The organism is Mycobacterium paragordonae, assembly GCF_003614435.1.
GTDB lineage: Bacteria > Actinomycetota > Actinomycetes > Mycobacteriales > Mycobacteriaceae > Mycobacterium > Mycobacterium paragordonae.
The window spans coordinates 688,439-710,536 of record NZ_CP025546.1 but is presented as its reverse complement, the minus strand read 5'-3'; the positions used below and the strand labels follow the sequence as shown (position 1 = coordinate 710,536).

23 protein-coding genes and 1 pseudogene are annotated in these 22,098 nt (G+C 67.5%); 5 read left to right on the top strand and 19 right to left on the bottom strand.

Features of this window, described 5'->3' with window-relative positions; genetic code table 11:
• Positions 1-17: 17 nt before the first annotated feature.
• Positions 18-332, bottom strand: a complete 315-nt coding sequence (locus C0J29_RS03225) for a hypothetical protein (protein WP_065045361.1) — start codon at positions 330-332, stop codon at positions 18-20.
• A gap of 111 nt (positions 333-443) precedes the next feature.
• On the opposite strand from C0J29_RS03225, the gene C0J29_RS03220 reads away from it, so the two are divergent.
• Entirely contained in the window at positions 444-674 is a 231-nt protein-coding gene (locus tag C0J29_RS03220) for a hypothetical protein (protein ID WP_065045362.1), read from the top strand.
• Between the two features lie 2 nt (positions 675-676).
• Here C0J29_RS03220 and C0J29_RS03215 read toward each other — a convergent pair whose 3' ends face one another.
• The 11 genes and pseudogenes from C0J29_RS03215 to C0J29_RS03165 form a co-directional block, all read right to left on the bottom strand.
• A complete protein-coding gene (locus C0J29_RS03215) occupies positions 677-1,552 on the bottom strand; it encodes a glycoside hydrolase family 16 protein (RefSeq protein WP_231513191.1) in 876 nt (291 codons plus the stop codon).
• A gap of 137 nt (positions 1,553-1,689) precedes the next feature.
• On the bottom strand, positions 1,690-1,992 hold the full coding sequence (locus C0J29_RS03210) for a hypothetical protein (protein ID WP_120791503.1): 303 nt from the start codon (positions 1,990-1,992) through the stop codon (positions 1,690-1,692).
• Between the two features lie 18 nt (positions 1,993-2,010).
• Positions 2,011-2,856, bottom strand: coding sequence for a TauD/TfdA dioxygenase family protein (locus C0J29_RS03205; protein ID WP_120791502.1), 846 nt, complete (start codon positions 2,854-2,856; stop codon positions 2,011-2,013).
• Positions 2,857-2,869: 13 nt separating this feature from the next.
• The gene (locus C0J29_RS03200; protein WP_065045366.1) at positions 2,870-3,205 is read right to left on the bottom strand and encodes a hypothetical protein; all 336 of its coding nucleotides are present in this window, start codon (positions 3,203-3,205) and stop codon (positions 2,870-2,872) included.
• 2 nt (positions 3,206-3,207) lie between these two features.
• Positions 3,208-4,464 (bottom strand): aromatic ring-hydroxylating oxygenase subunit alpha, encoded by a 1,257-nt coding sequence (locus C0J29_RS03195; protein ID WP_120791501.1) that lies wholly within the window; start codon positions 4,462-4,464, stop codon positions 3,208-3,210.
• Positions 4,465-4,477: 13 nt separating this feature from the next.
• A complete protein-coding gene (locus tag C0J29_RS03190; RefSeq protein ID WP_120791500.1) occupies positions 4,478-5,239 on the bottom strand; it encodes an SDR family NAD(P)-dependent oxidoreductase in 762 nt (253 codons plus the stop codon).
• A pseudogene (locus tag C0J29_RS03185) lies at positions 5,236-5,502 on the bottom strand (2Fe-2S iron-sulfur cluster-binding protein); the annotation flags it as partial. The gene C0J29_RS03190 and the pseudogene C0J29_RS03185, both read right to left, overlap by 4 nt.
• Positions 5,503-5,598: 96 nt before the next feature.
• Complete coding sequence (locus C0J29_RS03180) at positions 5,599-6,051, bottom strand: MarR family winged helix-turn-helix transcriptional regulator (protein ID WP_120794521.1); 453 nt, start codon at positions 6,049-6,051, stop codon at positions 5,599-5,601.
• Positions 6,052-6,062: 11 nt separating this feature from the next.
• Positions 6,063-7,337 carry a metal-dependent hydrolase family protein gene (locus C0J29_RS03175; RefSeq protein WP_120791499.1) on the bottom strand — a complete coding sequence of 425 codons (1,275 nt, stop codon included), beginning with the start codon at positions 7,335-7,337 and terminating at the stop codon, positions 6,063-6,065.
• Entirely contained in the window at positions 7,334-7,663 is a 330-nt protein-coding gene (locus C0J29_RS03170; protein WP_065045371.1) for a hypothetical protein, read from the bottom strand. Before C0J29_RS03170 ends, C0J29_RS03175 begins: the two co-directional genes overlap by 4 nt.
• Positions 7,660-8,925, bottom strand: a complete 1,266-nt coding sequence (locus tag C0J29_RS03165) for an aromatic ring-hydroxylating oxygenase subunit alpha (protein ID WP_065045372.1) — start codon at positions 8,923-8,925, stop codon at positions 7,660-7,662. Before C0J29_RS03165 ends, C0J29_RS03170 begins: the two co-directional genes overlap by 4 nt.
• Positions 8,926-9,013: 88 nt before the next feature.
• Between C0J29_RS03165 and C0J29_RS03160 the strand changes: the two genes are divergently transcribed.
• A complete protein-coding gene (locus C0J29_RS03160) occupies positions 9,014-10,414 on the top strand; it encodes an aldehyde dehydrogenase (RefSeq protein ID WP_242460345.1) in 1,401 nt (466 codons plus the stop codon).
• Position 10,415: 1 nt separating this feature from the next.
• On the opposite strand, the gene C0J29_RS03155 is transcribed toward C0J29_RS03160, so the two are convergent.
• Entirely contained in the window at positions 10,416-11,429 is a 1,014-nt protein-coding gene (locus C0J29_RS03155; RefSeq protein WP_065045374.1) for an NADP-dependent oxidoreductase, read from the bottom strand.
• Positions 11,430-11,477: 48 nt separating this feature from the next.
• Here C0J29_RS03155 and C0J29_RS03150 point away from each other — a divergent pair, with 48 nt between their 5' ends.
• Positions 11,478-12,206, top strand: coding sequence for a DUF3060 domain-containing protein (locus C0J29_RS03150; RefSeq protein ID WP_065162138.1), 729 nt, complete (start codon positions 11,478-11,480; stop codon positions 12,204-12,206).
• 12 nt (positions 12,207-12,218) lie between these two features.
• Here C0J29_RS03150 and C0J29_RS03145 read toward each other — a convergent pair whose 3' ends face one another.
• From C0J29_RS03145 to C0J29_RS03130, 4 genes are all read right to left on the bottom strand, one after another.
• Positions 12,219-15,290: an ATP-binding protein gene (locus C0J29_RS03145; protein ID WP_242460344.1), complete on the bottom strand. Its 3,072-nt coding sequence runs from the start codon at positions 15,288-15,290 to the stop codon at positions 12,219-12,221.
• 119 nt (positions 15,291-15,409) lie between these two features.
• Positions 15,410-15,832 carry a hypothetical protein gene (locus C0J29_RS03140; RefSeq protein ID WP_055578198.1) on the bottom strand — a complete coding sequence of 141 codons (423 nt, stop codon included), beginning with the start codon at positions 15,830-15,832 and terminating at the stop codon, positions 15,410-15,412.
• Positions 15,833-15,865: 33 nt separating this feature from the next.
• Positions 15,866-17,341, bottom strand: a complete 1,476-nt coding sequence (locus C0J29_RS03135; protein WP_120791496.1) for a DUF7159 family protein — start codon at positions 17,339-17,341, stop codon at positions 15,866-15,868.
• Between the two features lie 197 nt (positions 17,342-17,538).
• Positions 17,539-19,467: an Hsp70 family protein gene (locus tag C0J29_RS03130; protein ID WP_120791495.1), complete on the bottom strand. Its 1,929-nt coding sequence runs from the start codon at positions 19,465-19,467 to the stop codon at positions 17,539-17,541.
• Positions 19,468-19,672: 205 nt separating this feature from the next.
• On the opposite strand from C0J29_RS03130, the gene C0J29_RS03125 reads away from it, so the two are divergent.
• Complete coding sequence (locus C0J29_RS03125; protein ID WP_065049004.1) at positions 19,673-20,179, top strand: nuclear transport factor 2 family protein; 507 nt, start codon at positions 19,673-19,675, stop codon at positions 20,177-20,179.
• Positions 20,180-20,186: 7 nt separating this feature from the next.
• Here C0J29_RS03125 and C0J29_RS03120 read toward each other — a convergent pair whose 3' ends face one another.
• The gene (locus tag C0J29_RS03120) at positions 20,187-20,843 is read right to left on the bottom strand and encodes a L,D-transpeptidase family protein (protein ID WP_065049002.1); all 657 of its coding nucleotides are present in this window, start codon (positions 20,841-20,843) and stop codon (positions 20,187-20,189) included.
• A gap of 43 nt (positions 20,844-20,886) precedes the next feature.
• On the bottom strand, positions 20,887-21,552 hold the full coding sequence (locus C0J29_RS03115; RefSeq protein ID WP_120791494.1) for a phosphatase PAP2 family protein: 666 nt from the start codon (positions 21,550-21,552) through the stop codon (positions 20,887-20,889).
• 57 nt (positions 21,553-21,609) lie between these two features.
• Between C0J29_RS03115 and C0J29_RS03110 the strand changes: the two genes are divergently transcribed.
• A complete protein-coding gene (locus C0J29_RS03110; RefSeq protein ID WP_065048999.1) occupies positions 21,610-22,092 on the top strand; it encodes a hypothetical protein in 483 nt (160 codons plus the stop codon).
• Positions 22,093-22,098 lie beyond the last annotated feature (6 nt).

Genomic DNA, 22,098 nt, shown 5'->3' with positions numbered 1-22,098 from the left:
GGCACACGCGCAGAACCTCACGGCCGCTCACCTTTTCGCCGCAGCGTCCAGGCCGGCACCCAGTGCGTCACCGGCTTCTGCCGGGCGCCGAACTCTACCGGGTAGGTCACCAGGCCCCACCAGTCGCCCTGCTCGCACAGTCCCCAGCAGCTCAGCTTGCCCTCGACGACCTTGTGCAGCTGCAGGCCGTTCGGGTGGTAGCGACCCGAGCGGTGCGGCTCGCGCGGGAACAGCACCGTCAGGTCCACCAGCACTGGCACCGGCGGACGCACCGGCCGGAAAGGCCCGCGGAGCGGTTGCCCGTTGTACCCGATCGACGCAAGCCGCCCCATCGATCGATCATACGATTATTCGATCATACGTTCGAATGACTGACGATCACAGTTTCGCGAACGCCGAATCGGGCAATTCGACAGTCAACAGTTTCGGAAGGGGGCTCGGAGATGAAGACCATGTTCGCTGCCGGGATTCTGACGGCCGGCGCCGCATTGTTCAGCACCGCGGTGGCGGTGGCCAACGCTGACGAGGTCCAGGTGGAGGGCAGTTACGCGACGCTGGCGGCGTGCCAGGCCGACGGCCCGCACGTGGAGATCACCCACAACGACGGGGCGTACACACATTGGGACTGTCGCCAGGGCGACGACGGGCTGTGGTATCTACACCTGTCGAACTAGGGCTAGAAGACGCGCACCCAGTCGACAAGCATGTCCTGCGGGTAGCTGCCTGCCGCCGGGTCGCCGCCACCTGATCCGCCGACCGCCAGGTTGAGGACCGGGAACACGGTGTAGTCCGGGTCATTGAACGGCCATTCCTTGAACGGCTCGTCCAGGTTCTCGATGCCGGTCGCCGGGACCGAGAAGTATGGGGCTGCGCCGTCGGCGTAGTCCACCCAGAAATACATCCCGGTGACGTCCCACTTGACGCGCCAGTTGTGCCAGCCGCCGTCGACGCCGATCGGGTTGGTCTCGAAGGCGGTGCCGTCGGGGTTGGCGTGCACGGTGGTGCCGGACGGCCAGGTGCCGTTGCCGTACCACTCGATCAGGTCGATCTCGCCGCTGCGGCCCGGGTCGTCGTTGGACAGCCACCACGCCGGCCACATGCCCGGTGCCAGGCAGTTGAATTTAATCCGGGCTTCCCAGGTGGTGCCGACGCCGCCGCGCCACAAACCGTGCACCAGGCCGCCGAAATAGCCGCCGTGGCCGTCGTGCGTGGCGCGCAGCACCAGGTTGGAATTGCCGTCCAAGAAGACGTTCTGGCGGCTGTCGCGGTACTGGCCCCAGAACTGCGGCTGGTCGAATCCGACCGGATTGCGGATCGGCGTCCGGAAGTTCGAAATCGCCCACTTACCGGGATCGGGTGCCGAACCGGCGGGTCCGTCGAACTCGTCGTGCCAGATGAATCCACCGGCCGCTCCGGCCGCGGGGGCGGCCGGCGCAGGTGCGGGACCGGCGGGTGCGGCCGGCCGAGACGGGCTCGCGTTTGCTGTCGGGGCCGCGGTCGCGGCCGCCAGTGCGCTGAATCCCGCCATCATGAGCATGCGGCGACGGTCCATCTGTGGCATGGCAAGGAAGATAGCAGCCCGGTCGGCCTTGCGTGGACTCCGGCGAGGCGGTGTCGGCGTCGCTCCAGGTCAGTGCGGCAAGCTTTTCGCGCGGCGGCCAGGAATAGCACCGAAATTCACCCCCACACTCACGAGGCCGGCGTGAAGTACCGCATGGCCGGAGGCGGCTCGGTGTGGACGGCGGACGGCCGCGACATGCGGCCGCTGGCCAGCGCCGCTTTCAGATTGGCGCGAGCCGTCTCGACGTCCGTGTCGATCTCGTACAGCGTCAGGAAGGAGTCGCCGTCGACGGCCTTCCAGCGCCGGGCCGAGGCGAAGCCCTCGACGTCGAGCATCTCCGGTAGGTGCGTCTCCTCGTGCCAGCGGTGATACTCCTCCGCGAGGTCCGGTGTCGCGGGTTTGCTTTCGACCAACAGCAATGCCCTGGCCATGTGTGTGCCTCCTGAGGGTTATCGGATCGGTTCGTCGCCCAGCACGGTGGTGCGCAACATCTCGCGGCGAGAAGCCGGGTCGTAGGGCGCCGCGCGGTGCAGGACGCCGCGGTTGTCCCAGATGACGGTGTCGCCGACGGACCAGACGTGGCTGTACACCCGATCGGGGGCGGTGGCGCGCTCGAGCAGGTCGGCCAGTAAGGCACGGCCCTCAGCGAGATCCATGCCGACGACGTAGTCGGCCGACGCGCCGAGCACCAACGACTTGCGGCCGCTACGGTGCGTCCACACCAACGGGTGCTCATGGGTAGGGCGGGACTGCCAGCGCGCCAACTGTTCGGGACTGGGATCGGGGGTGACACGGCGTTGGGAGGCCTCCAGCGAATGCACCACCCGTAGCGAGCCGTAGTGCTCCTTCTCCGCCGCGGTCAGCGCTTCATACGCCGCATAAGAATTGGCGAACTCGGTCTCCCCGCCCCATTCGGCCACCTGCACCGCCGACAGCACGGTGGCCTTCTGCGGGTATTCGTTGCCCAGCGGCGTGCAGCCGTCGATGTGCCAGTCGAACGTGGCCTTCAAGTAGGCGGCCGACGAATTCTTCGCCGGGTCCAGGGTGATGGGATAGATGCCCGCGACCGGGTGGTGCCCGTCGGCGGAGTGATCGACGCCGCCGAGGCGGCGGCAGAACCCGACCTGCGCCTCGGGATCGAGCCGGAGGCCACGAAATACCAAGACGCCGTTGGCTTCCAGGGCGTCGAGGATGACGCTGCCTACCGAGTCGTCGGCGGCGAGGCCGGCCGCGTCGAGACCGGAGACCTCGGCGCCGACCGATTCGGTGAGTTTGTTGATCGTCAGCAGACTCATGACCTGACCCTTCTCACGGCACCGGTTCGCCGGTGCGGATCATCACGGCATCCGCGGAATTGGTCGGTGCCGGCTGATGCATGATCTCGACTGCCATCGCGACCAGGACCAGCGAATAAATCAGGCGGAGCAGGTTGAGCACGTCGTCGGGCAGGTCGTCGAGCGGGAACTTGTCGCAGTAGTCGATGGCCTCTTCCAGCCGCGGGAAGAAGGCGTCGTAGAACTCCTGCATCGCGGCCATGGTGCTGGCCATGCGCGTGTTCCAGCGCTCGGTTTCGGTTGCCAGACACCAGGTTTGCGCGTACGGCTCGAGTTCGGCGAAGGCACTGGGCAGCAGGCTTGCGGACATTCTCACACTCCCACGCTTTCGCGACGGTACGCCTCGACCCAGTCGACGACCACCTTGTGCAGGTGGCGCACCAGGATCTCCTGGTCGTTGAGCGGGAACTCGTCGACGATGCCGTACTCCAGGGCGGCCTGGGTTCCGCCGAGCATGCCCGCGTCCTGCAGGGCGAATTCCTTGAGCACCACCGCGGCGACTTCGTGTTCCACCCGCTCACGCACGCTGCGGGCGGGGTGGAAATAGGTGTAGGCCTCGAAGCGGTGGGTGTTGTGCGACGTGGGCCAGTACCGGTAGAGCAGGTACCACCCGCCGTAGATCAGGATCTCGATATTGGGGAAGATCTGGAAATTGCTGATCCCCCAGGGCTCGATACCGCCCGGATTGAGCCCGCCCGGCAGCTCACCGATGTCGGGGGTACGCCACGGGCCGACCAGTCCGCTGCGGGTGGCCCGCTCGATCGGATACATGTACTCCTGCGGCAGCAGCCAACGCCGCCGCCCCGCCGTCGACACCAGCCGGTGCGGACCGTCGAGTTGGAAGTGCCCGCAAGTGAATCCGGCGTTCGGGTCGCGCACCTCCGGCGGCACCTGCTGCGGGTGCAGAGAGGGCACGTGGTAGTACTCCTGGAACGCGTCGGCGAAGATCTTCCAGTTGCTGTTGTTGTGCGCCACCCATTCGTAGCGCTCGGTCAATTTCCCGAACGGATAGGCGTCCAGGGCGGTGACCATCGGCCCCAGGAATTCCCGGAGTCCTTGGCGCGGTTCGGTGTCCAGGTTGATGAAGATGAAACCGTTCCAGATGTCGCAGTGCACCGGGGCCAGTCCGTAATCGGCCGGATCGAGGTCGAAGAACTCCGATTGTTGCTGCACGAAAGTCAGCTCGCCGTCCAGGCCGTAGCGCCAGCCGTGATACTTGCAGGTGAACTGCCGACAGGTGCCGCGGGTCTGCGCGCGGGGAAAGTCGTTCCACACCAGCTTGTTTCCGCGGTGCCGGCAGACGTTGTAGAACGCCCGGATCCGATCGTCACGGCCCCGGACCAGGATTACCGAGACGCCGGCGACCTCGAGCTCTCTGGTGACGTAGCTGCCGGTGCGGGGCAACTCCTCGACCCGGGCGACGTTGAGCCAGGCCCGCTTGAAGACTGCCTCGCGTTCGAGCTGGTAGAACTCCGGTGACGTGGAGTCCCGGAAAGAGATTGGGCCCGTGCCCAATTCGGGATAGTGCTCGGTCCAGGACCCCTCCGCCGGTCGACCCGTTCGCGTCATCGTCGCCTGCCTCTCACAACACCGCTCCGCCGTTGACACCGAGTACCTGGCCGGTGATGAACCGGGCCTCCTCCGAGCAAAGAAATCCCACCGCCGCGGCGATGTCGGCCCCGGTGCCCAGGTACCCGACCGGAATGCTGGCGGCGATCTGCTCGTTCGGCGGCAGGTAGCCGGCGGCCTGGCCTTGGTGCTGCATCGGTGTCTCGATACCCGACGGCGGGATGGTGTTCACCGTGATCCCGTGTGCGGCGAATTCCCGCGCCAGCGACTTGGCCAGCGTCAGCACCGCGCCCTTGGCCGCCGCATAATGGGCGGCCTTCGGCGACCCGCGCTGCGCGCTCGACGACGAGATCAACACCACCCGGCCCCAATTCGCCGCCACCATGTCCGGCAGCGCCACCTGGCAGCAGTGAAAGGTGCCGGTCAGGTTCACGTCAACGATCCGCGTCCAGTCCCGCTCGGTGATCTCCAGAAACGGCGCGAATCCGAACAACCCCGCGCTGGTCACCAAGACCGACACCGGTCCCAGCTCGGTGCGGACCTGAGCGAAGGCCCGTTCGACGGCGTGCCGGTCCGTGACATCGGCACCCACGGCGATGGCGGACGCGCCGCCGGTCCGCAGTTCCGCGCTGACCCGTTGCGCGGCTTCCGCATTGACGTCGAGCACGGCGACTTTCATTCCACGGCCTGCTAATTCGTGACAGATGGCCTCGCCGATACCGGAGCCGCCGCCGGTCACTAGGGCCACTCGGGAAGCCACTCGGCCGGCGTTCATTCGTAGACCACCCGCACCGCGCGACTGGTGGGCAGCGCCTGACACGTCAGGATCCAGCCCTCGTCCAGTTCCTCGTCCTCCAGCGCGTCGTTGTTGAGCATGCGCGCGTCGCCTTCGGTGAGTCGCGCCATACATGTTCCGCAGGAGCCGACTTCGCACGACGACGGTGCGGCCAGGCCGGCCATCCGTGCGGTCTGCAGCAAGGTGTCACCTCTCGAATACGGCACCGTGACGGTGCGCCGGTCGAGTTCGATGGTCACCTGCTCGGTAACGGCGTCACCCAGCTGGGGCACGGCGCGGGACTCAGGCATCCGGACGATAATATCAAGTACTTGTTATTCATCTCAAGTCGCTGCGGGTCATTCGTCATTCGCTTCGCTGAAAAGCTCATGGCCCGTGCCCTTTTGGACCACCCGCCCGAGCAACTCCCGCAACGTCTCCTGCTCCCGGGCACTCAGGACGCCGAACACCTCTTCATGGGCGGACAGCGCCGTGGCGACCACGGTCGCGGCGACGTCGCGCCCCTCGCCGGTGAGGTACGCCTGCAGGATGCGTCCGTGCTGCGGGTCCTTCTTCCGCTCCACCAGACCGCGGCGCTCCAGCGACGTCAGCGCGGCCTGAACTCCCTGCGGGCTGATCAGCAGCCGTCGCGCGAGTTCGGCCCCCGACAGGCCGGGCTCGTTGGCAAGCTGGCGCAGCACCCCGATCTGGGCCGTGCTCACGCCGTGCGCACTCATCGCTTCATTGATGGTGGTCAGCGAGTGGTAGAAGGCCTGCTTGAGCAGCCACAACAGGTGATCGGTGAGTTCCATGCCTTCCGCCATCATTCGACGCCAGCGCGCGGGTTCATCGTTGGGGCCTTATGAATCTGGCCGTGCTTCATCACGAAGCACACATCCAGAGTCGCGGCGATGTCCTTGGCGGGATCACCCGGCACCGCGACGATGTCCGCGAGGAAACCCGGTGCGAGCCGGCCCAGCTCGTCACCTGCCTCCACCAGGTCAGCCGCTACCACCGTGGCGGCTTGAATCGCCTGCATCGGCGTCATGCCGCGGTCGACCAGGGCGACCAATTCCTTCGCGTTCTGGCCGTGCGGAATGGCCGGCGCGTCGGTCCCGCACGCGATGCGCACCCCCGCGGCAATCGCCTTGGGCAGCATGGACTTTGCCCGCGGGAACACCTCCTCGGCTTTCTTGCGCAGCTCCGGCGCGATCCGGTCGATCGCCATCGCCTCGGTCAGGTAGGTCGTCGAGACCAGGAACGTGCCGTGGTCGACCATCATCTGAATCGTCTCGTCACTGGCCAGGAACCCGTGTTCGATGCAGTCGATGCCGGCGCGGATGCAGGCCTGGATGGCGGTGTCGCCGACCGCGTGCGCGGCGACCCGCACCCCGGCCCGGTGCGCCTCGTCGGCGATCGCGGCGAATTCGGCGTCCGAATACTGTTGAGAGCCCGGAGCGGTGCTGTGCGACATGACACCGCCGGAGGCCGACACCTTGATCAGCTTGGCGCCATGGCGAATCTGGTAGCGGACGCAGGCGATCACGTCCGGCACCCCGTTGGCGATGCCCTCGGCGACCGAGAGCGGCATGATGCCCGGCGCCAGCCGCTGAAACACCGTGGGGTCCAGGTGGCCACCGTAGGGCGTGACGGCGTGCCCGGCCGGATAGACCCGAGGGCCCACGTGCCAGCCCTGGTCGATGGCGCGCTGCAGCGCGACGTCCAGGAGGTAGCCGCCGGTCTTGACCATCAGACCGAGGTTGCGCACGGTGGTGAAGCCGGCGTCCAGCGTGGTACGCGCGTTGACCGCGGCCCGCAGCGTGCGATACGCGGGGTCGTCCTGCACGCCGTGCATCGGCGCCGGCAGGCCTTCCGGGCCGCCGGGTCCGCCGATGAACAGGTTGAGTTCCATGTCCATCAGACCCGGTAACAGCGTCACATCGCCGAGGTCGATGACCGTGGCCGAATCCGGCAGCGGCCCTTCGTCGTTCACCGCAGCGATGCGCTCGCCGTCCACCACGATCGTCGCCGGAGAGCGAACCTGACCGGATTCGACGTCGACCCAGCGGGCCGCACGCAGAACGGTGGTACCGCTCACGGGACGGGCTCGGACACGCAGTCCAGGGTGGAGGCGCCCGAGTCGGGCACCCGGGGCTGTTTCCAGCACTCCACCGGAAACGACACCATGATCATGGAGTACAGCAGGTGCATGAGGTTCAGCACGTCGTCCGGAAGGTCGTCGAGCGGAAACTTGTCGCAGTAGGCGAGAGCCTCTTCCGCGCGGGGGGTTACCGCGTCGTAGAAAGCCTTCATCTCGGTCATGGAGCTGGCCAGACGCTTGGCGTAACGCTGCGGCTCCGACGGCAGGCACCAGTCCGAGAACTGCTCGAGGTCGGCGAATTCCGTTGGGAGCAGGGCTGTCATCGCGCCACACTCCCGGCCCGGTAATCCTCGATCCAGGCCGCCGTCTCCTTGTGCAGGTGGCGCAGCAGGATCTCCTGGTCGCAGAGCAGGAACTCGTCGATCACGCGCGACTCGATCATGGACTGGGTCGCCTCGAGGGTGTTGGCATCCTGCAGGCCGTACTCCTTGAACGACACCGCCGCCAGCTCCTGGGCCACCCGCTCCCGCGGAGTGCGCGGCTGGGGGAAGTACAACGTGCCTTCGAAGATGTGGCTCTGGTGCGACGTCGGCCAGTAGTGGTAGGTCAGGTACCAGCCCTGACCCCAGAACAGAATCACGAAGTTGGGGAACAGCTGGAACGAATCCAGGCCCCACGGTTCACATTTCGCGGGGTTCAGCCCCGCCGGCAGCTCGCCGAGGTCGGGTTTGTCCCACGGTCCGAAAAGTCCGCTCTGACAGATGTCCTCGATCGGCTTGCGCATCTCCGGCGCCATCTCCCAGGCACGCACACCGGAGGTGCTAACCAGCCGGTGTGGACCCTCCAGCCGGTAGTGCGGAGCCTCGAAGCCGGCTTGCGCCGCGGCCTTGGAATATGCGGTCGGTGATTGGTTCGCATGCAACACCGGCGCGTGATAGAACTCCTGGAACGCGTCCATGTAGAGCTTCCAATTCGCCTTCACCTCAGAGCGATAGCTCCAGCGCGAGGTCATCGCGCCGAACGGATAGCCTTCCAGTGCGGTGACCATCGGACCGAGGAACTCGCGCAGTGACTGCTCGGGCTGCCTGGCGAAGTTGACGAAGACGAAGCCTTCCCAGACGTCGCAGTGCACCGGCACCAGCCCGTACCGGCTCTTGTCCAGGTCGAAGAACTCGTCTTCCTGCTGCACGAACGTCAGGTTGCCGTCCAGGTCGTAGCGCCACGCGTGGTACTTGCAGGTGAACTGCCGGCACACGCCGCTGGTCTCCTGCAGCGGCATGTCATTCCACACCAGCTTGTTGCCGCGATGGCGGCACACGTTGTGGTAAGCCTTGATCTCTCCAGACCCGTTGCGCACCAAGATGATCGAGGTGTTGACGACCTTCAGCTCCCGGGTCAGGTAGCTGCCCTTGCGCGGAAGTTGCTCCACCCGGGCCACATTGAGCCACGCCCGCTTGAATATCGCCTCGCGCTCGAGTTGGTAGATCTCCGGGCTGATGGAGTCCTCGTAGGACACCGGCCCGGTGCCCAGTTCGGGGTAGTGCTGGGTCCAGCTGCCTTCCGGTGGCTTGGGAAATCGGGGCATGACCGCTCCTGTCCGTCCGTCGAAGCCGACGGTATATGCTCGTGGGCAGGATCACAAGTAGTTGATATTCCAGCGATGGGAGCACCGAGTGACAACGGGGCAGGACTTCCAGGTCATCTCGCCACACACCGAGGAGCCCATCGCGCAGGTGCCTGCCGCCGACCCGGCCGATGTCGACGCCGCCGTCAATGCGGCACGCACAGCGCTGAATTCGGGGCCGTGGTCCAGCTACGCACCGGCTGACCGTATTGCGTTGATTCGCCGGCTCGCCGAGATCTACCAGCAGCACAGCGGGCGGATGGCCGAGACCATCACCGCTGAGATCGGTGCCCCGATCACGTTCGCCAGACGCGCCCAGGTCGGGTTGCCGACGATGATGATGCGGGCGTTCTGCGACCTGGCCGAGCGTCACTCGTGGCAGGAGACCCGCCCCGGGTTCTTCGGCGCCGACGTGCACATCCGCAAGGAGCCGGTCGGCGTGGTCGCCGCGATCGTGCCCTGGAACATGCCGCAGTTCCTGATCATGACCAAGCTGGTTCCCGCGCTGCTGGCGGGCTGCACCGTTGTGCTGAAGCCGGCCGCCGAAAGTCCCTTGGACGCACTGTTGTTGGCAGAGTTGCTGGAGCAGGCGGAGTTGCCGCCGGGAGTCGTCACGGTCGTGACCGGGGGGCGCGACACCGGTGAACTCCTGGTAGCCCATCCCGGCGTGGACAAGGTGTCGTTCACCGGTTCCACCGCCGCGGGGCGGGCGGTAGCCGCGGCATGCGCAGCCAATCTCACCCGGGTCGGCCTGGAACTCGGCGGAAAATCCGCTGCGATCGTTCTCGAGGACGCCGCGCCCGACAAGGTCGCGGCGGGAGTGCGGTCGGCGAGCCTGTCCAACAGCGGCCAGATCTGCAACGCGCTGACCCGCGTGCTGGTGCCGTCGCACCGCCAGGACGAGTACGTCCAGGCGCTCGCCGCCGAGATGAGCGGGCTGCGCGTCGGCGATCCGACCGATCCGGAGACCCAGCTCGGGCCGCTGGTCTCGCACCGCCAGCAGCAACGTGTGCTCGACTACATCCGGATCGGCGAACGCGAAGGCGCCCGGCTGGTCACCGGCGGCACCGGCATGCCCGACGGCCTCGACCGCGGATGGTACGTGCGCCCAACCCTTTTCGCGGAGGCCGACAACAGCATGCGGATCGCGCGCGAAGAGATCTTCGGCCCGGTGATCACAGTGATCGGATACCGCGACGAAGACGAGGCGGTGGCCATCGCCAACGATTCCGACTACGGCCTGGCCGGCTCGGTGTGGACGGGCGACACCGACCGGGCGCTGAGCATCGCGGCGCGGGTGCGCACCGGCACCCTCGGAATCAACCAGGGCTACACCATGGACCCGTTTGCGCCATTCGGCGGCGTGAAGGGCAGCGGTTACGGGCGCGAGCTGGGACCCGAGGGCATCGAGGGCTACCTGGACGCCAAATCAATCGCGATCACCCGCTGATTCAGCCCGGCTCGCTGATCTTGACCAGCGTCTTGCCGATATTCGCCCCGGTGAAAAGTCCGTTGAGGGCGTCGACGCACTGCTCGATGCCGTCGTAAATGGTCTGACGGTGTCGCAGGCGCCCCTCGGACTCCCACTGGCGCAGGTTGGCGAACGCCTCGTCGAAGCGGCCCCACTGGTCGAGCGCGTTGAAACCCTGCATCGATGCGGTCTTGGACAGCAGGTTGACGTAGTTGGCCGGTCCCGGGTGCTCGCCGGTGAGGTAACTGGAGATGACACCGCAGAGCACCACGCGGGCCTTGGACGCGATCCGGCCCAGCACCGCGTTGAGGATGGGTCCGCCGACATTGTCGAAATAGACGTCGACGCGGCGCGGGCAGTGCTCTTTGAGCGCGGCGACGATGTCGTCGTTCTTGTAGTCGATGCACGCGTCGAATCCGAAGTCCTCGACCACCGCCCGGCACTTCTCCGGCCCGCCCGCTATACCCACCACCCGGGCGCCGGCGATCTTGGCGATCTGCCCGGCCACCGATCCGGTGGCGCCCGCCGCGGCGGAGACCACCACGGTCTCCCCCGGTTGCGGGCGGCCGATATCGGTCATCCCGAAGTAGGCGGTGGCGCCGGTCGGCCCGTACACCGACATGATCGCCAGCTGGTCGTCCTCACCCGGGATGGGAGTGCTGAAGATGTCGTCGCGGATGACCACGTACTCCTGGAAACCGGTCAGCGTGGTGACGATGTCGCCGACGGCGTAAGCATCGCAACGTGTTTCGACGACCTCGCCGATTCCCGCCGCCCGGATCACCTCACCGATCTGCACCGGGGGCAGGTAACTGGGCTGGTCGTCCAGCCAGGTGCGCAGGGCGGCGTCGATGCCCACGTAGGTGGTGCGCAACAACGCCTCTCCCGCCGCGAGTTCGGGGGCCGGCCGGGTGATCAACTCGGTGTCTTCGGGCTGCACCAGACCGGAGGGGCGGCGGCGCAACAGGATCTGGCGATTCGGCAAGGCGGGCACGACGCTGAGCCTATTCCGCGGGGTTGCCGATATGGGAGCATCTCAGGCATGAATTCAGAGGATGACCCGGAAGCCCGGATCCGGGAGCTGGAGCAGCCACTGGCCGATCAGGCACGGGCATCCGAGTCGGGCGCCGGCCTGGGCTCCGGCGGCGGCTACAACTATCCGCCGCCCCCGCCGGGGCCCGTCCCCCCGCCGACACCGTCGAACATGTCCCCTCCCGGCTACGGGTACAGCAGCCCGTATCCCGGCGCCACGCCCCGCTCGTCATCGGGCATGCGCTGGTTCTGGATTCTGGCCGCGGCGGGCGTCCTCGGCGTGCTGGTGTTGGTGGGCGGCATCGCCGCCTATGCCGCACACCAGTTCTCCCATGACGATCTCGTCGTGCCCTCCCCCACCGAGAGCACCTCGGCGGCAACGACGACCGGCAAGGCGCCGAGTCGCACCGCACCGTCGACCGGTAAGACGCGCACGCCCAGCGCGGGTCCGTCACCGTCGTCCACCGCACCGGCGGGCGAGACGATCACGATCTCGGGCATCAACGAGAACAAGACCGTCGCCTGCAACGGCAACGTGATCGAGATCAGCGGGATCTCCAACACGGTGACGATCACCGGGCACTGCGCGACGGTCAACGTGCAGGGCCTGCAGAACGTCGTCACCGTAGACAACGTGGACACCATCGAAGCTTCCGGGCTCAACAACAAGGTGACCTATCATTCCGGCTCGCCGAAGATCACCAAGAGCGGCAGCGGGAACACGGTCGAGCAGGGCTGACCCGGCGAGGGGTCAGCCCAGGTAAGCCTCGTAACCTGCCTCTCGAGCCAGAGTCAGGCAGCGTTGCGTGAACCGCCGGTGCCCCGCTTCGTCCCGGCGGGCCCTCGCGAGCAGGCCCCGCAACCGCAGTACCGGAAGCTCGAACAGCACGAACCCCGGCTCGGTCGGCACCGCCGCCAACCGGTCGACGGCGTGGTGAGCGGCCTCCAGGTCGGCGGCCGATCCCCGCGACAACAGCGCCTCTACCAGGACCGCGGTCGCCGGGCCGCGGAAGATCACCTCGCCGCATTCGAATTGCTCGTCGAGAACCGTTGTGGCGGAGTCGATTGCGGCATCGACATCGCCGGAGCGCGCGCGTTCCCGGGCGAATTCGATGTCGACCATCCGCCGCAGCGACACGGTGAGCTTCTCCGCGACGAACAACTCGCGGGCCCTGGTCAGGCACTCCAGCCCGGGCGCTCGATTGGCGGTGTCGGTGTGTATCAGCGTGGTCGCGCGATTGAGAAGTGCGTACGCCAACGCTGTGTTGTTGCCGGATTGCTCGACGAGGCCCAGGTCTTCGGATGCCCGAGCCACGTCCGCCGCGGTAGGCAGCACGGCACCGTTCTGCAGCGCAGCCTGGTACTTGTAGAGGTGCGCGAACGGCGCCGCGCCCTCGTCGACGGCGCGGACCAGCGCGATGCCCGCCTCCATGTCATCGCGCCAGCCGCCGCGGCCCAGGAACATGCCGGCGGCACCCTTGACGGTGAGCGCGAAGGCGAGGGGCGAGCCGATGAGGAAGTCGCCCATGGTGGCGTCGCCGTCGGCGATGTCGATGACCCGCTGGGTCAGGCGCAGACTCTCGCTCGCCTGGCCGGCTTCCCACTTCGCCTGTGCTCCTGCGTAGAACAGTCCGACGGTCAGCGCCGGATCGCCGATCGACTCGACCAGCGTGGCGAACTCCGAGGCCACCTCGGCTGCTTCGGAGTTGCGGGAGTTGAAGGTCAGCGCGGTCAGGTGTCCGGCCATCCCCAGCACCAGGGACCTCTTGTCGCCCGCGGCGGAGGTGAGTTCGCGCAATTCGTCGAATCCGGTGTCCGAGGGGGTACCGCCCACTTGAAAAGTGCTGCCGCACAGCATTGCCCGCGGTGCGATCCGCATGGCCAGCCGTTCCGGTTCGTCGTCGGGCAACCGGTCGGCGACGTCGCGCGCCAGTTCCCAGCTCTTCCGCGCCGCCCGGATGTCGCGGGTGCCGTACCAGGTTGCCGCCTGCATGTGCCAGTCGAATGCATCCCGCAGATCGCCGGCGGCCGCGTACTGAGTGGCGACGATGGCGGCCTCCTGCCCGGTATAGCGGCCGTGGGTGCGTTGCAACACGGCCGCGACGCGCCGGTGCAACTCCGATCGCCCGGACTTCAACTGCGATTCGTAGGCCACCGCCTGGATCAGCGGATGGCAGAACGCGTACCTGGCGTGCGGCGTGAAGGCGATCTGCTCGATCAGCTCCGCTTCGATCAGCGGCATCAAATCCGTTGACTCCAGCAGCGATTCGAGCAATTGCTGGTCGAAACGGAGGCCTATCACGGCCGCGGCGTTCAGCGTGCGTTTGGCCGTTGCGGTGAGGCGGTCGATACGGGCGCTGATGATCGCCTGGACACTGGCCGGCACCTGGATGTCGGCTTGCGGACGGACGCAGACATAACTGCCCGGCAACCCTTCCAACACACCCCGCTCGGCCAGGTCGCGCACGATCTCTTCGGCGGCGAACGGCAGACCCGCCGCCCGCTCGGCGATTACAACCGCCAGCCCGAGCACCGAGGGATCCGGGCCCAGCAGCGCGCCGACCAATTCGGCAGTGTGCGAGTCATCTAGGGGCACAAGAGAAAACTGGTGCGAACCGGTGATCGAGGACAGCGTCCCGGCATACTCGGGCCGGTAGATCACCAGTAGCATCGCGCGCATCCGGGGTACCGCCGCGGCGAAGTCGGCGAGCAGGGCTTCGCTGACGCTGTCGATCCAGTGTGCATCCTCGACCACATACAACGCCGGCTCGGCGCGATGCAGCGCAACGCTTTCGATGAGTTTGACCAACCGGCGGCGCCGGGCTTCGGGGGTGATGTCCGGTAACACCGTCTCTGGGTCGCGAATGCCCAGCAGGTCGTCGAGCAGCAGCAGATCCTCAGCGCCCGCGCCGGGAATCTTGGCCCGGACCCGCGCCCGGCCGGCCTCCGCCGGCACCGCACCGACGCCGAAGACCGCCCGCAGCAGCCGGGAGATCACGTGGAACGGGATGTCGCGGGTGTGGGATTCGCAGTAGGTGACAAAGACTTCGAATCCTCGCCCGCTGGCCGTCGCCACCACCTCGCGACCCAACCTGGTCTTCCCGACACCGGGCCGCCCCGACACCGTGACGATGGCTCCGTGGCCACGCGCCGCCTCGTCCAGAAGTCGCGCTGCCGCCGCAGTCTCCGCGTGGCGACCGACCAGCCGGGACTCGTGCCGCACCTTGTGCGTTCGTCCGGGATCCTCGACACCGACGCCCAGCAGTCGCCGCGCCGGGACACCCGTCTCGACGCCTTTGATGCGCACCGTCTCCGGTGGCGCGAGGGCCACCCGGTCGTCCACCAGCCGGGCGGTGGACTCGCTGAGCATGACTCCGCCCGGTGGTGCAACGGATTCCATCCGCTGAGCCATCCCCACCTGCTCGCCGACGGCGGTGTAGCCGAGGTGGGCGGCACCGACTTCACCGGCGATCACCTGCCCGGAATTCAGGCCGACCCGCACCCGCAGATCGATGTTGTCTCTGCGAGCGACCTCGGCGCCCAGCCGCTGCGCCACCTGCTGGATGTCCATGGCCGCCAGACAAGCCCGAAAAGCATGGTCCTCCAACGCGATCGGCGCACCGAAAAGCGCCATGATGCCGTCGCCGGTGAATTTGTCCACGGTGCCCGCGTAACGCTGCACCACTGCCGCCGACCGATCCACCAACTCGGTCATCACCTCGCGCAACCGCTCGGGCCCGAGGGCCGCCGCCATGTCCATCGACCGCACCACGTCGGCGAACAGGACGGTCACCTGCTTGTATTCGGCAGGCTGGACGACCACTGTCAGCGGCGCACCGCACGCGTCGCAGAACCGCGCACCCTGGCGCGGCTCGGATCCGCAGTTATGGCAGACGGAGGGTTGGGCAGCCACAATCTGCCCAGCATAGGCCGCCGCCGAGGCTAGGCAGGATCGCCTATTGCGTCTTTCGCCGGGCCGTCAGTCGGGTCGTCCAACACGCTGACGGCAATGCCGTACGGCAGGAAGCGCACCTTGCGCTTGGGGTCGGTGTTGTTCTTGTTGGCGCGCAGGGCGTCGAGTTCGTTGGCGTACACCTGCTCAACCCGCGCGCCGCCGTCGGCGTCCACGGTGTAGATGGCCCACACGCCATCGCCGGCCTCGCCGGCGGTTTCAGGTTCCGGGCGGCTGCGCCGGGAGAGATCTTCGAAGAGCAGCGACCACCCCGGGCGCCCGCCGGGGGAGCCGACATACCGACCGATCCGCTCGAACGCGTCACGCAGGCCTTCGGTGCCCTCCCGAATCACCCGATCCAAGTCCTCGGGATCGAACCCGAAGCCGCCGCCCGACCCACCTTTATCGCTCATACTGCCCAGTCTGCGCTCAACCCGGCAGATCCGCTACGGACCAGGCTCCGCGGGCGCGGGCGGGGGCGGCGGCGGTGGTGGGTTGATCGGGATCGGGATCGACATGAACGGCAGGTGCAGATACATCGTCATCACCGGGGTCGGCGGCGCAGCGGGGGCCGGGGCGGCCGGGGCGGGCGCGGCCGGCGGCGGAGCCGACGGCGGCGGGGCCTGTTGCACCGGGGTCTGCACCGGCGGCGCCGCCTGCTGGGTGGGCTGCCGGCGCGGCGCGGGCGCCACGTATGCCGGGGCCTGTGCCGGCCTGGTGACGGTCTGCGGCGGCGCCTGCTGAATCACCGGCGGCGGGGCGGGTGCAGCCGCGACCTCCACGGACGGCGGGGCCGCCGGCGGCGCACTCGGGGGCGGTGCCGCGCTGGTGCCCGGCAACAACACCTGCGCCGGCAATTCGGTTGCGGGTGCCTGGGACGCCGGCGCCTCGGCGCTCTCGCGCGGACTGGGTTGCTGAGCCGCGGTCGGGCGGACGTGGGAGCCCAGCGACACGATCAGCACCCCGGCCACCACCGCTGCGATGCCGGCGATGGCCGCGCTCACCAGCGCCAATGGCTTGCGATGCGGGTCCTGTTCGGGTTCGGCGGCCGGGTCGGTTTCTTCGTCCAGGGCGCTGTAGGCCAGTGCGCCCTCGCTGACGCCGGCGATGGCGCAGACGTCGAGGTAGCTCGGGGTGAGCGCGCGCGGGTTCACCTCACCGGTGCCTGGATCCAGCGCGTAGGCCAGTGCGGAAGTCGACGACGCGAACAGCGGTGCATTCGCCGAGGCCAGTGCCGCGCCCCTGGCCAGCGCCATCTCCGGCTCTTCGGGGCAGCTGACCACCAACGACGTCGCCGCCTCCAGGGCGGGCTTGACGCCGACGATGTCGACGCCACATCCGACGAGGAAGACGCCGTCGGCGCGCGAAGCCGGCGCATCCAGACCCGCGACCATCGTCACCAGCCCGGCTGCCAGGGATTCATCCCGGACGGCCTGCCGGTGCAGGTCGACGATCGAGCCGTCGGCGACCTCGACGACGGCCAGGGTCGCGCTGCCGGCCTCGACGAACAGCATCGCGATGTGCTCGTAGTCGAGGGCGGCGCCGACAGTCTGCGCCAGCGCGGCCGCGGCGAGCAGCGGCGACACCAGCATCACGCTGCCGACATCGCGGGCGGCGAGCTCCAGCCGCAGCGCGGCAACCTCAGTGGGGTCCGTCCAGGTGACCCCGGTGGAGGCCAGTTGATAACCGCCCTCGGCCGCACCTTCGCGGGTGCCGACCAGGGCGGCGATCACCTGGTCGGTCGCTGCGTCACCGTCGTCTGTGCCTTCTGCGCCTTCTGCGCCTGCTGCGCTTGCTGCGCCTTTCGAGGCAGCTACGTCGATGCTTTCTTCCTCGACGGTCGCGCCGTCGGCATTCGTCCCCTCGATCAGCACCATCCGGACTGCTGAGGGCTCCATCGAAACCCCAAGCACGATGTCCATAACCCCTCCAAGCCATGTGCGAGCTAGCCACGGGGTCTAGGCGGATCGGCCCACCGCCCGAGCCGCCGCGACAAATATCCGCCCCACTGCTGGAGCGACCGATTCAGCTGGCCTGTATGCAGTTTGCCAGCTCAAACCCTACTCGCGCACATCGAGGTAGGGAGCAATTCCTATGAAGCTCAAATGAGAATCGCCGGTCAGGGACCTCCGGGCGAGGAGAAGGGGTTCTGGGGGTTGGCATTCTGCGGCACCTGGTTGGCCGGGGCGGGGTTGGCCGGCACCTGGTTGGCCGGCACCTGGATCGGTATCGGCAGCGGGAGCAGCGGCACGTGCAGCCACTGGGTCGTCATCTTCACCGGCGGAGGTTCCGAGGTGGCCGGCGTCTCCGCCGCGCTGGGGGCCTCGGCCGCGCTGGGTGGCTCGGAGGTAGGGGCCGGCTCCGAGGTGGGCGGCGTCGTGGTGGCAGCCGGGGGGTGTGTGGTGGTGACCGGGGCGGGCCTGGTCGTCGTCAGCGCGGGGGACGGCGGGGGCGAGGGTGGCGGGGGCGGGGGTGGCGGCGGTGTCTCGACGCTGGTGGGTGCGGCCGGGCTGGGGGCCATCGCCTCGCTGGGTGGCGGCGGCAGCGGGCTGGGCGCCGCCGGGCTGGTCGGAATCGGGTTGGGCAACTTGGCGCTGGGTGACACCGGCGGCGGCGCGACGCTGGGCACGACGGGGGCCGGACGGTGGGTGTGACGCTGCTCGACGGCGGTCAGCGTGATCGCCACCCCGCCGACCGCGGTCATGGCGACCGCCGCGCACAGGCCGATCAGCAGCTGCGACACCCGGATGCGGCGCTTCGGTGCTTTCGGCGGGTCGATGATGTTGAGCCGCATCGAGAAGCACGGGCCGTCTTCGTTGTAGGAGTCGCCCTGGAAGCGGGTCGGCACCTCGGGGAACTCGGTCTGCGACCAGGCCAGCTCGCGATCGGTCAACGCGTCCTGGTCGATCACCAGCACGTCACCGGCCGGCAGGTCGATCACGCCGATGCCGGACCCTCCGGCCGCTTGAGCCCCGCCCGCCAGCAGCCCGACGGAGGTGCGGGTCCGCAGGTCCATCAGTTCATTGCGCGTCGCCAGTAGCAGGGCACCCTTGGCGGCGGCGCTGACCGGATCCGACGCGGTCAACACCGGCAGCCTGGTGTGGAACGAAAGACGTTGACTGACAAGCGGAATGCGGGCGCCCCCACCGACCGTCACCAGCGCGGCCAGATCGGCGAAGCTTGAATTGTTGCGCGCCAGCATGTCGTCGAAGGCGTAGATGAGGCCGGTCAGCCGGTCGGCGATCAGGTCGTCGAACTTCTCCCGGGTGAGCTCCAGCTCGAGGCTGGTGCCGGAGAGTTCTGCGGCGAGTTCGGTGACGGCGTCGGTGGACAGCCGCTCCTTGGCCTCCCGGCACTGCTCCCGGAGCGTGCCGAGCTGACCCAGCATGGCGGTGCCGGTCGCATCGATGTCCGTGAGACCGAGTTCTTCCATCACGTGCAGCAGCAACGCCTGGTCAATCTGATTTCCCGAAAAATCGTCGTAACGCATTGTGGCGCTGACGGGTTCGAATTCGTCCTTGGTCTCGAGCAGGGTGATGTAGGTACCGGAACCACCGAAATCGAGCAACCCGACCACGCCTCCGGTGGGAACACCCACTTCGGCGTTCACCGCAGTCACCGCCGCGATCGCGTCGGGCACCAGGCGCGGCGGCAAGCCGCTGCGCACAAACCCGACGTGGGTACGCAGTGCGTTGCGCAACGCCTGCACGGCGCCCGGTTTCCAATGTGCGGGAACGGCAATCGTGATATCCGCGGAGCTCGCGTCGGCGCCCGCGGCAACCACCATCGCGTCCAGCGCCTCGACCGTGAGCAGGTCCGGGTCGTGCGCGGAACCGTCCGGGGAGATCAGCGCCACGGAGTCGCCGATCCGTTCCACAAAGGCACTCATCAGAGTGCCGGGCTCGGCCGAATTCTCGCCGAACACACCAAGTTTCGGGGCGCAGTGCGGATACAGGGTGAGCACAGCGCGACGGATGACCGGAGAATTTCCGTTCGCCGCCGCAACCAGGTTCATGGTCCCGATCGACAACCCCAGCGGGTCGTACATATAGCCATGCCTTCGTCGATAGGGGGTCGGTAGCCAGCGTTAACCTTAGCCGCCACCTCAGTGAATGTGGTTCGGCGGCAATGTCATTGGTATACGGTCGATGCCGTGTCGTCACCGAAAAGGTATATTCGGCACCATTGACAAAACGGGTTCGCCGGCGTTCCGCCTGGTTGGCTACCGGCCCTCCCGCGCCGCGGCCGGCCCGATGTGCTGCAATGAGCCGGTGAGCCTCTCCGAATACCCCGTGGCAGATGTCGAAGCGATCAAGCAAGTCAAGTACCGCTACCTGCGCGCGATGGATACCAAGCACTGGGACGAGTTCGCCGAGACGATGACCGAGGACATCGTCGGCGCCTACGGCTCGTCGCTGGGCAAGGAACTGCACTTCGACAATCGCAAGGACCTGGTGGAGTACCTGAGCTCAGCCATGGGGCCTGGTGTCGTCACCGAGCACCGCGTCACTCATCCGGAGATCACCGTCGACGGCGATACCGCCTCGGCAATCTGGTATCTGCAGGACCGGGTGATCGTCGCCGAGTTCAACTTCATGTTGATCGGCGCGGCGTTCTACCGCGACCAGTACCGGCGCACCCCCGACGGGTGGCGGATCAGCGCGACCGGCTACGACCGCACCTACGAGGCGACGATGTCGGTGGCAGACCTGAAGTTCAACGTCAAACCCGGCCGCGCCCGTGCCGATGTGAGCGAATAGCGTTCGCCTACTTGGCGATCGCGATAACCGCGCCGGGCCGCAGCCATTTGATGATCGACACCAGCGTGGCGTCGTCGATGGCCACGCAGCCCTCGGTGGGGCCGCCGTCGGTGGTGTGAAAGAAGAACGCCGCGCCACCTCCCGGCGTCTTGTTCTTGTTGACGCCCATCACCACGGCGTGCTTGTACTGCGGGATCTGCAGGTTCTCGCTTTCGCCGGTGTTGAAGGGACACTGGGCTTTCTGGCACACCTGCATGCTGTTGAAAGTGGGGCTGTGGTCGTCCCCGCTCCACCAGTGGTTCGGTCCGACCTGCGTGTAGGGCAGTCCCCCACCGGGATTGGGTGCGGTGCCGAAAGCCGAGTCGAGGCTGTACACACCCATCGGAGTGGCCGGGTAACCACTCTTGGCCTGCGGGGCCATGCCCGCCGAGCCGACGTGGGTGGGGATCCCCGTCTTCAGCGGCTGCCAGCCGGCCGCGGTGCGTTGATAGATGTCCATCTTCGCGTTCGACCCGCCGGTCGAAACCACCGAAACCACTTGTGTCGCATTGCCGACCGAGTTCGCGAACCACGGATTGCCGGCGGCCCCGGCGACCGGTGCGGACAGGCCTGCCATCACGAACGCGCACACGACAGCACAAAGCTGAGCGAGCAGTCGGCGCATGGATCAATGGTCAGACCCGCCGTGGCGAAGGGTCAAGTAAAGGTTAAGACCCGGTTGGGTCACGGGGTTGTGACCCGGGCCGAAAACCCCAGAGACACAGCATGAAATACACATAGCCCAGCGCCCAGCCGGCGATCACGTCCGAGGGATGGTGCACGTTCAGCGCCACCCGGGCCACGCCGACGATGAAGACACCAAGGCCGGCCAGCACCATCGCGACAGCCCGCGCCGGCCCGCTTTTCATCATCGGCAACCCCAGTGCCAGCAGCGCCAGCAGACTGCACATCGCCTCGAGCGCGTGCCCGGACGGAAACGACGTCTCGGTCGCGTACACCAGGGCGGTGGTCGGTCGCGGCCGCCCGGCCAGGTTCTTGGCCACCAGCGTGACGAACCCGTTCAGCGGCCCGCACAGCATCAGCAGCAGCCCCATCCGTACCCGTCGTCGCACCAGGGCGAACACCATGGCCGCGAGGGTCACCAGCCGCAATGGAATCGGGCCCAGCACGAAGGACACGATGACCCAGAACCGCACCCAGCCCGCGTGCTTGATCCCGATGTCGTGCGCCGGGTTCAGCAGCGCCCAGTCGAACTCGTGCAGCCAGCCCCAGTGCTGCCGGTGCCCCACCCACAGCGCGGCGTAGAGCGCCACCGCGGCGAACACCAGCCAGGCAGACCACGAAAGGCGTCGGACACTTCGTGGGCTGGTCATCGGCTACATCGATACAGGCTCGGTGCAACGAACGCCAATCGGACCCATACTGGCGTTATGCCCGTGATTCTCCGTAGGTTGTTCGGCGTCGGTAAGTTGCCCGCGGACCTGCACGCGCAGGTGGAATCCGAGGGCCTGATCCACCTCGCCGAATTCGTTGCGGTCACCCGGCGATTCAGCGGCTCCATCCCGGGCCTGCGCTCGCAGGGCACCATCGCCAGCTACGTGGGGTCCCTGGCGCTGACCCAACAACGGGTACTCGCAACGATGTCGGTGGTGCCCAAGCTGGCCGGCCGGGTCGTGGATGTCCGCTGGGACGAAGCGCAGGAGGGTGCGGCGAAGGCGGAGATTTCCGCGACGGGATTGCAAGTCGATGTGGATACCGCGGCGGTCGACGAGCGCTTCCACGGCCATCTCTCCCTGCACTTCAAGGACACCATCGACGAGGATGTGCTGGCCCGCCTGCCGCGGCGATCGATGTCGTTCGATGTGCCGCCGGAGTACGTCTTCCGGGCAGTGGGCGTCACCTACAGCCCGTGACCTTGT

Excerpts from the sequence above, each read along its gene's own strand:
- C0J29_RS03215 (WP_231513191.1), bottom strand. The coding sequence starts at position 1,552 with ATGGACCGTCGCCGCATGCTCATGATGGCGGGATTCAGCGCACTGGCG.
- C0J29_RS03130 (WP_120791495.1), bottom strand. The coding sequence starts at position 19,467 with ATGTACGACCCGCTGGGGTTGTCGATCGGGACCATGAACCTGGTTGCG.
- C0J29_RS03140 (WP_055578198.1), bottom strand. The coding sequence starts at position 15,832 with ATGAGCGATAAAGGTGGGTCGGGCGGCGGCTTCGGGTTCGATCCCGAG.
- C0J29_RS03220 (WP_065045362.1), top strand. The coding sequence starts at position 444 with ATGAAGACCATGTTCGCTGCCGGGATTCTGACGGCCGGCGCCGCATTG.
- C0J29_RS03120 (WP_065049002.1), bottom strand. The coding sequence starts at position 20,843 with ATGCGCCGACTGCTCGCTCAGCTTTGTGCTGTCGTGTGCGCGTTCGTG.
- C0J29_RS03200 (WP_065045366.1), bottom strand. The coding sequence starts at position 3,205 with ATGTCCGCAAGCCTGCTGCCCAGTGCCTTCGCCGAACTCGAGCCGTAC.
- C0J29_RS03165 (WP_065045372.1), bottom strand. The coding sequence starts at position 8,925 with ATGCCCCGATTTCCCAAGCCACCGGAAGGCAGCTGGACCCAGCACTAC.
- C0J29_RS03210 (WP_120791503.1), bottom strand. The coding sequence starts at position 1,992 with ATGGCCAGGGCATTGCTGTTGGTCGAAAGCAAACCCGCGACACCGGAC.
- C0J29_RS03180 (WP_120794521.1), bottom strand. The coding sequence starts at position 6,051 with ATGGAACTCACCGATCACCTGTTGTGGCTGCTCAAGCAGGCCTTCTAC.
- C0J29_RS03125 (WP_065049004.1), top strand. The coding sequence starts at position 19,673 with ATGTGCTGCAATGAGCCGGTGAGCCTCTCCGAATACCCCGTGGCAGAT.
- C0J29_RS03170 (WP_065045371.1), bottom strand. The coding sequence starts at position 7,663 with ATGACAGCCCTGCTCCCAACGGAATTCGCCGACCTCGAGCAGTTCTCG.
- C0J29_RS03205 (WP_120791502.1), bottom strand. The coding sequence starts at position 2,856 with ATGAGTCTGCTGACGATCAACAAACTCACCGAATCGGTCGGCGCCGAG.
- C0J29_RS03135 (WP_120791496.1), bottom strand. The coding sequence starts at position 17,341 with ATGGACATCGTGCTTGGGGTTTCGATGGAGCCCTCAGCAGTCCGGATG.
- C0J29_RS03225 (WP_065045361.1), bottom strand. The coding sequence starts at position 332 with ATGGGGCGGCTTGCGTCGATCGGGTACAACGGGCAACCGCTCCGCGGG.
- C0J29_RS03150 (WP_065162138.1), top strand. The coding sequence starts at position 11,478 with ATGAATTCAGAGGATGACCCGGAAGCCCGGATCCGGGAGCTGGAGCAG.
- C0J29_RS03115 (WP_120791494.1), bottom strand. The coding sequence starts at position 21,552 with ATGACCAGCCCACGAAGTGTCCGACGCCTTTCGTGGTCTGCCTGGCTG.
- C0J29_RS03110 (WP_065048999.1), top strand. The coding sequence starts at position 21,610 with ATGCCCGTGATTCTCCGTAGGTTGTTCGGCGTCGGTAAGTTGCCCGCG.
- C0J29_RS03195 (WP_120791501.1), bottom strand. The coding sequence starts at position 4,464 with ATGACGCGAACGGGTCGACCGGCGGAGGGGTCCTGGACCGAGCACTAT.
- C0J29_RS03190 (WP_120791500.1), bottom strand. The coding sequence starts at position 5,239 with ATGAACGCCGGCCGAGTGGCTTCCCGAGTGGCCCTAGTGACCGGCGGC.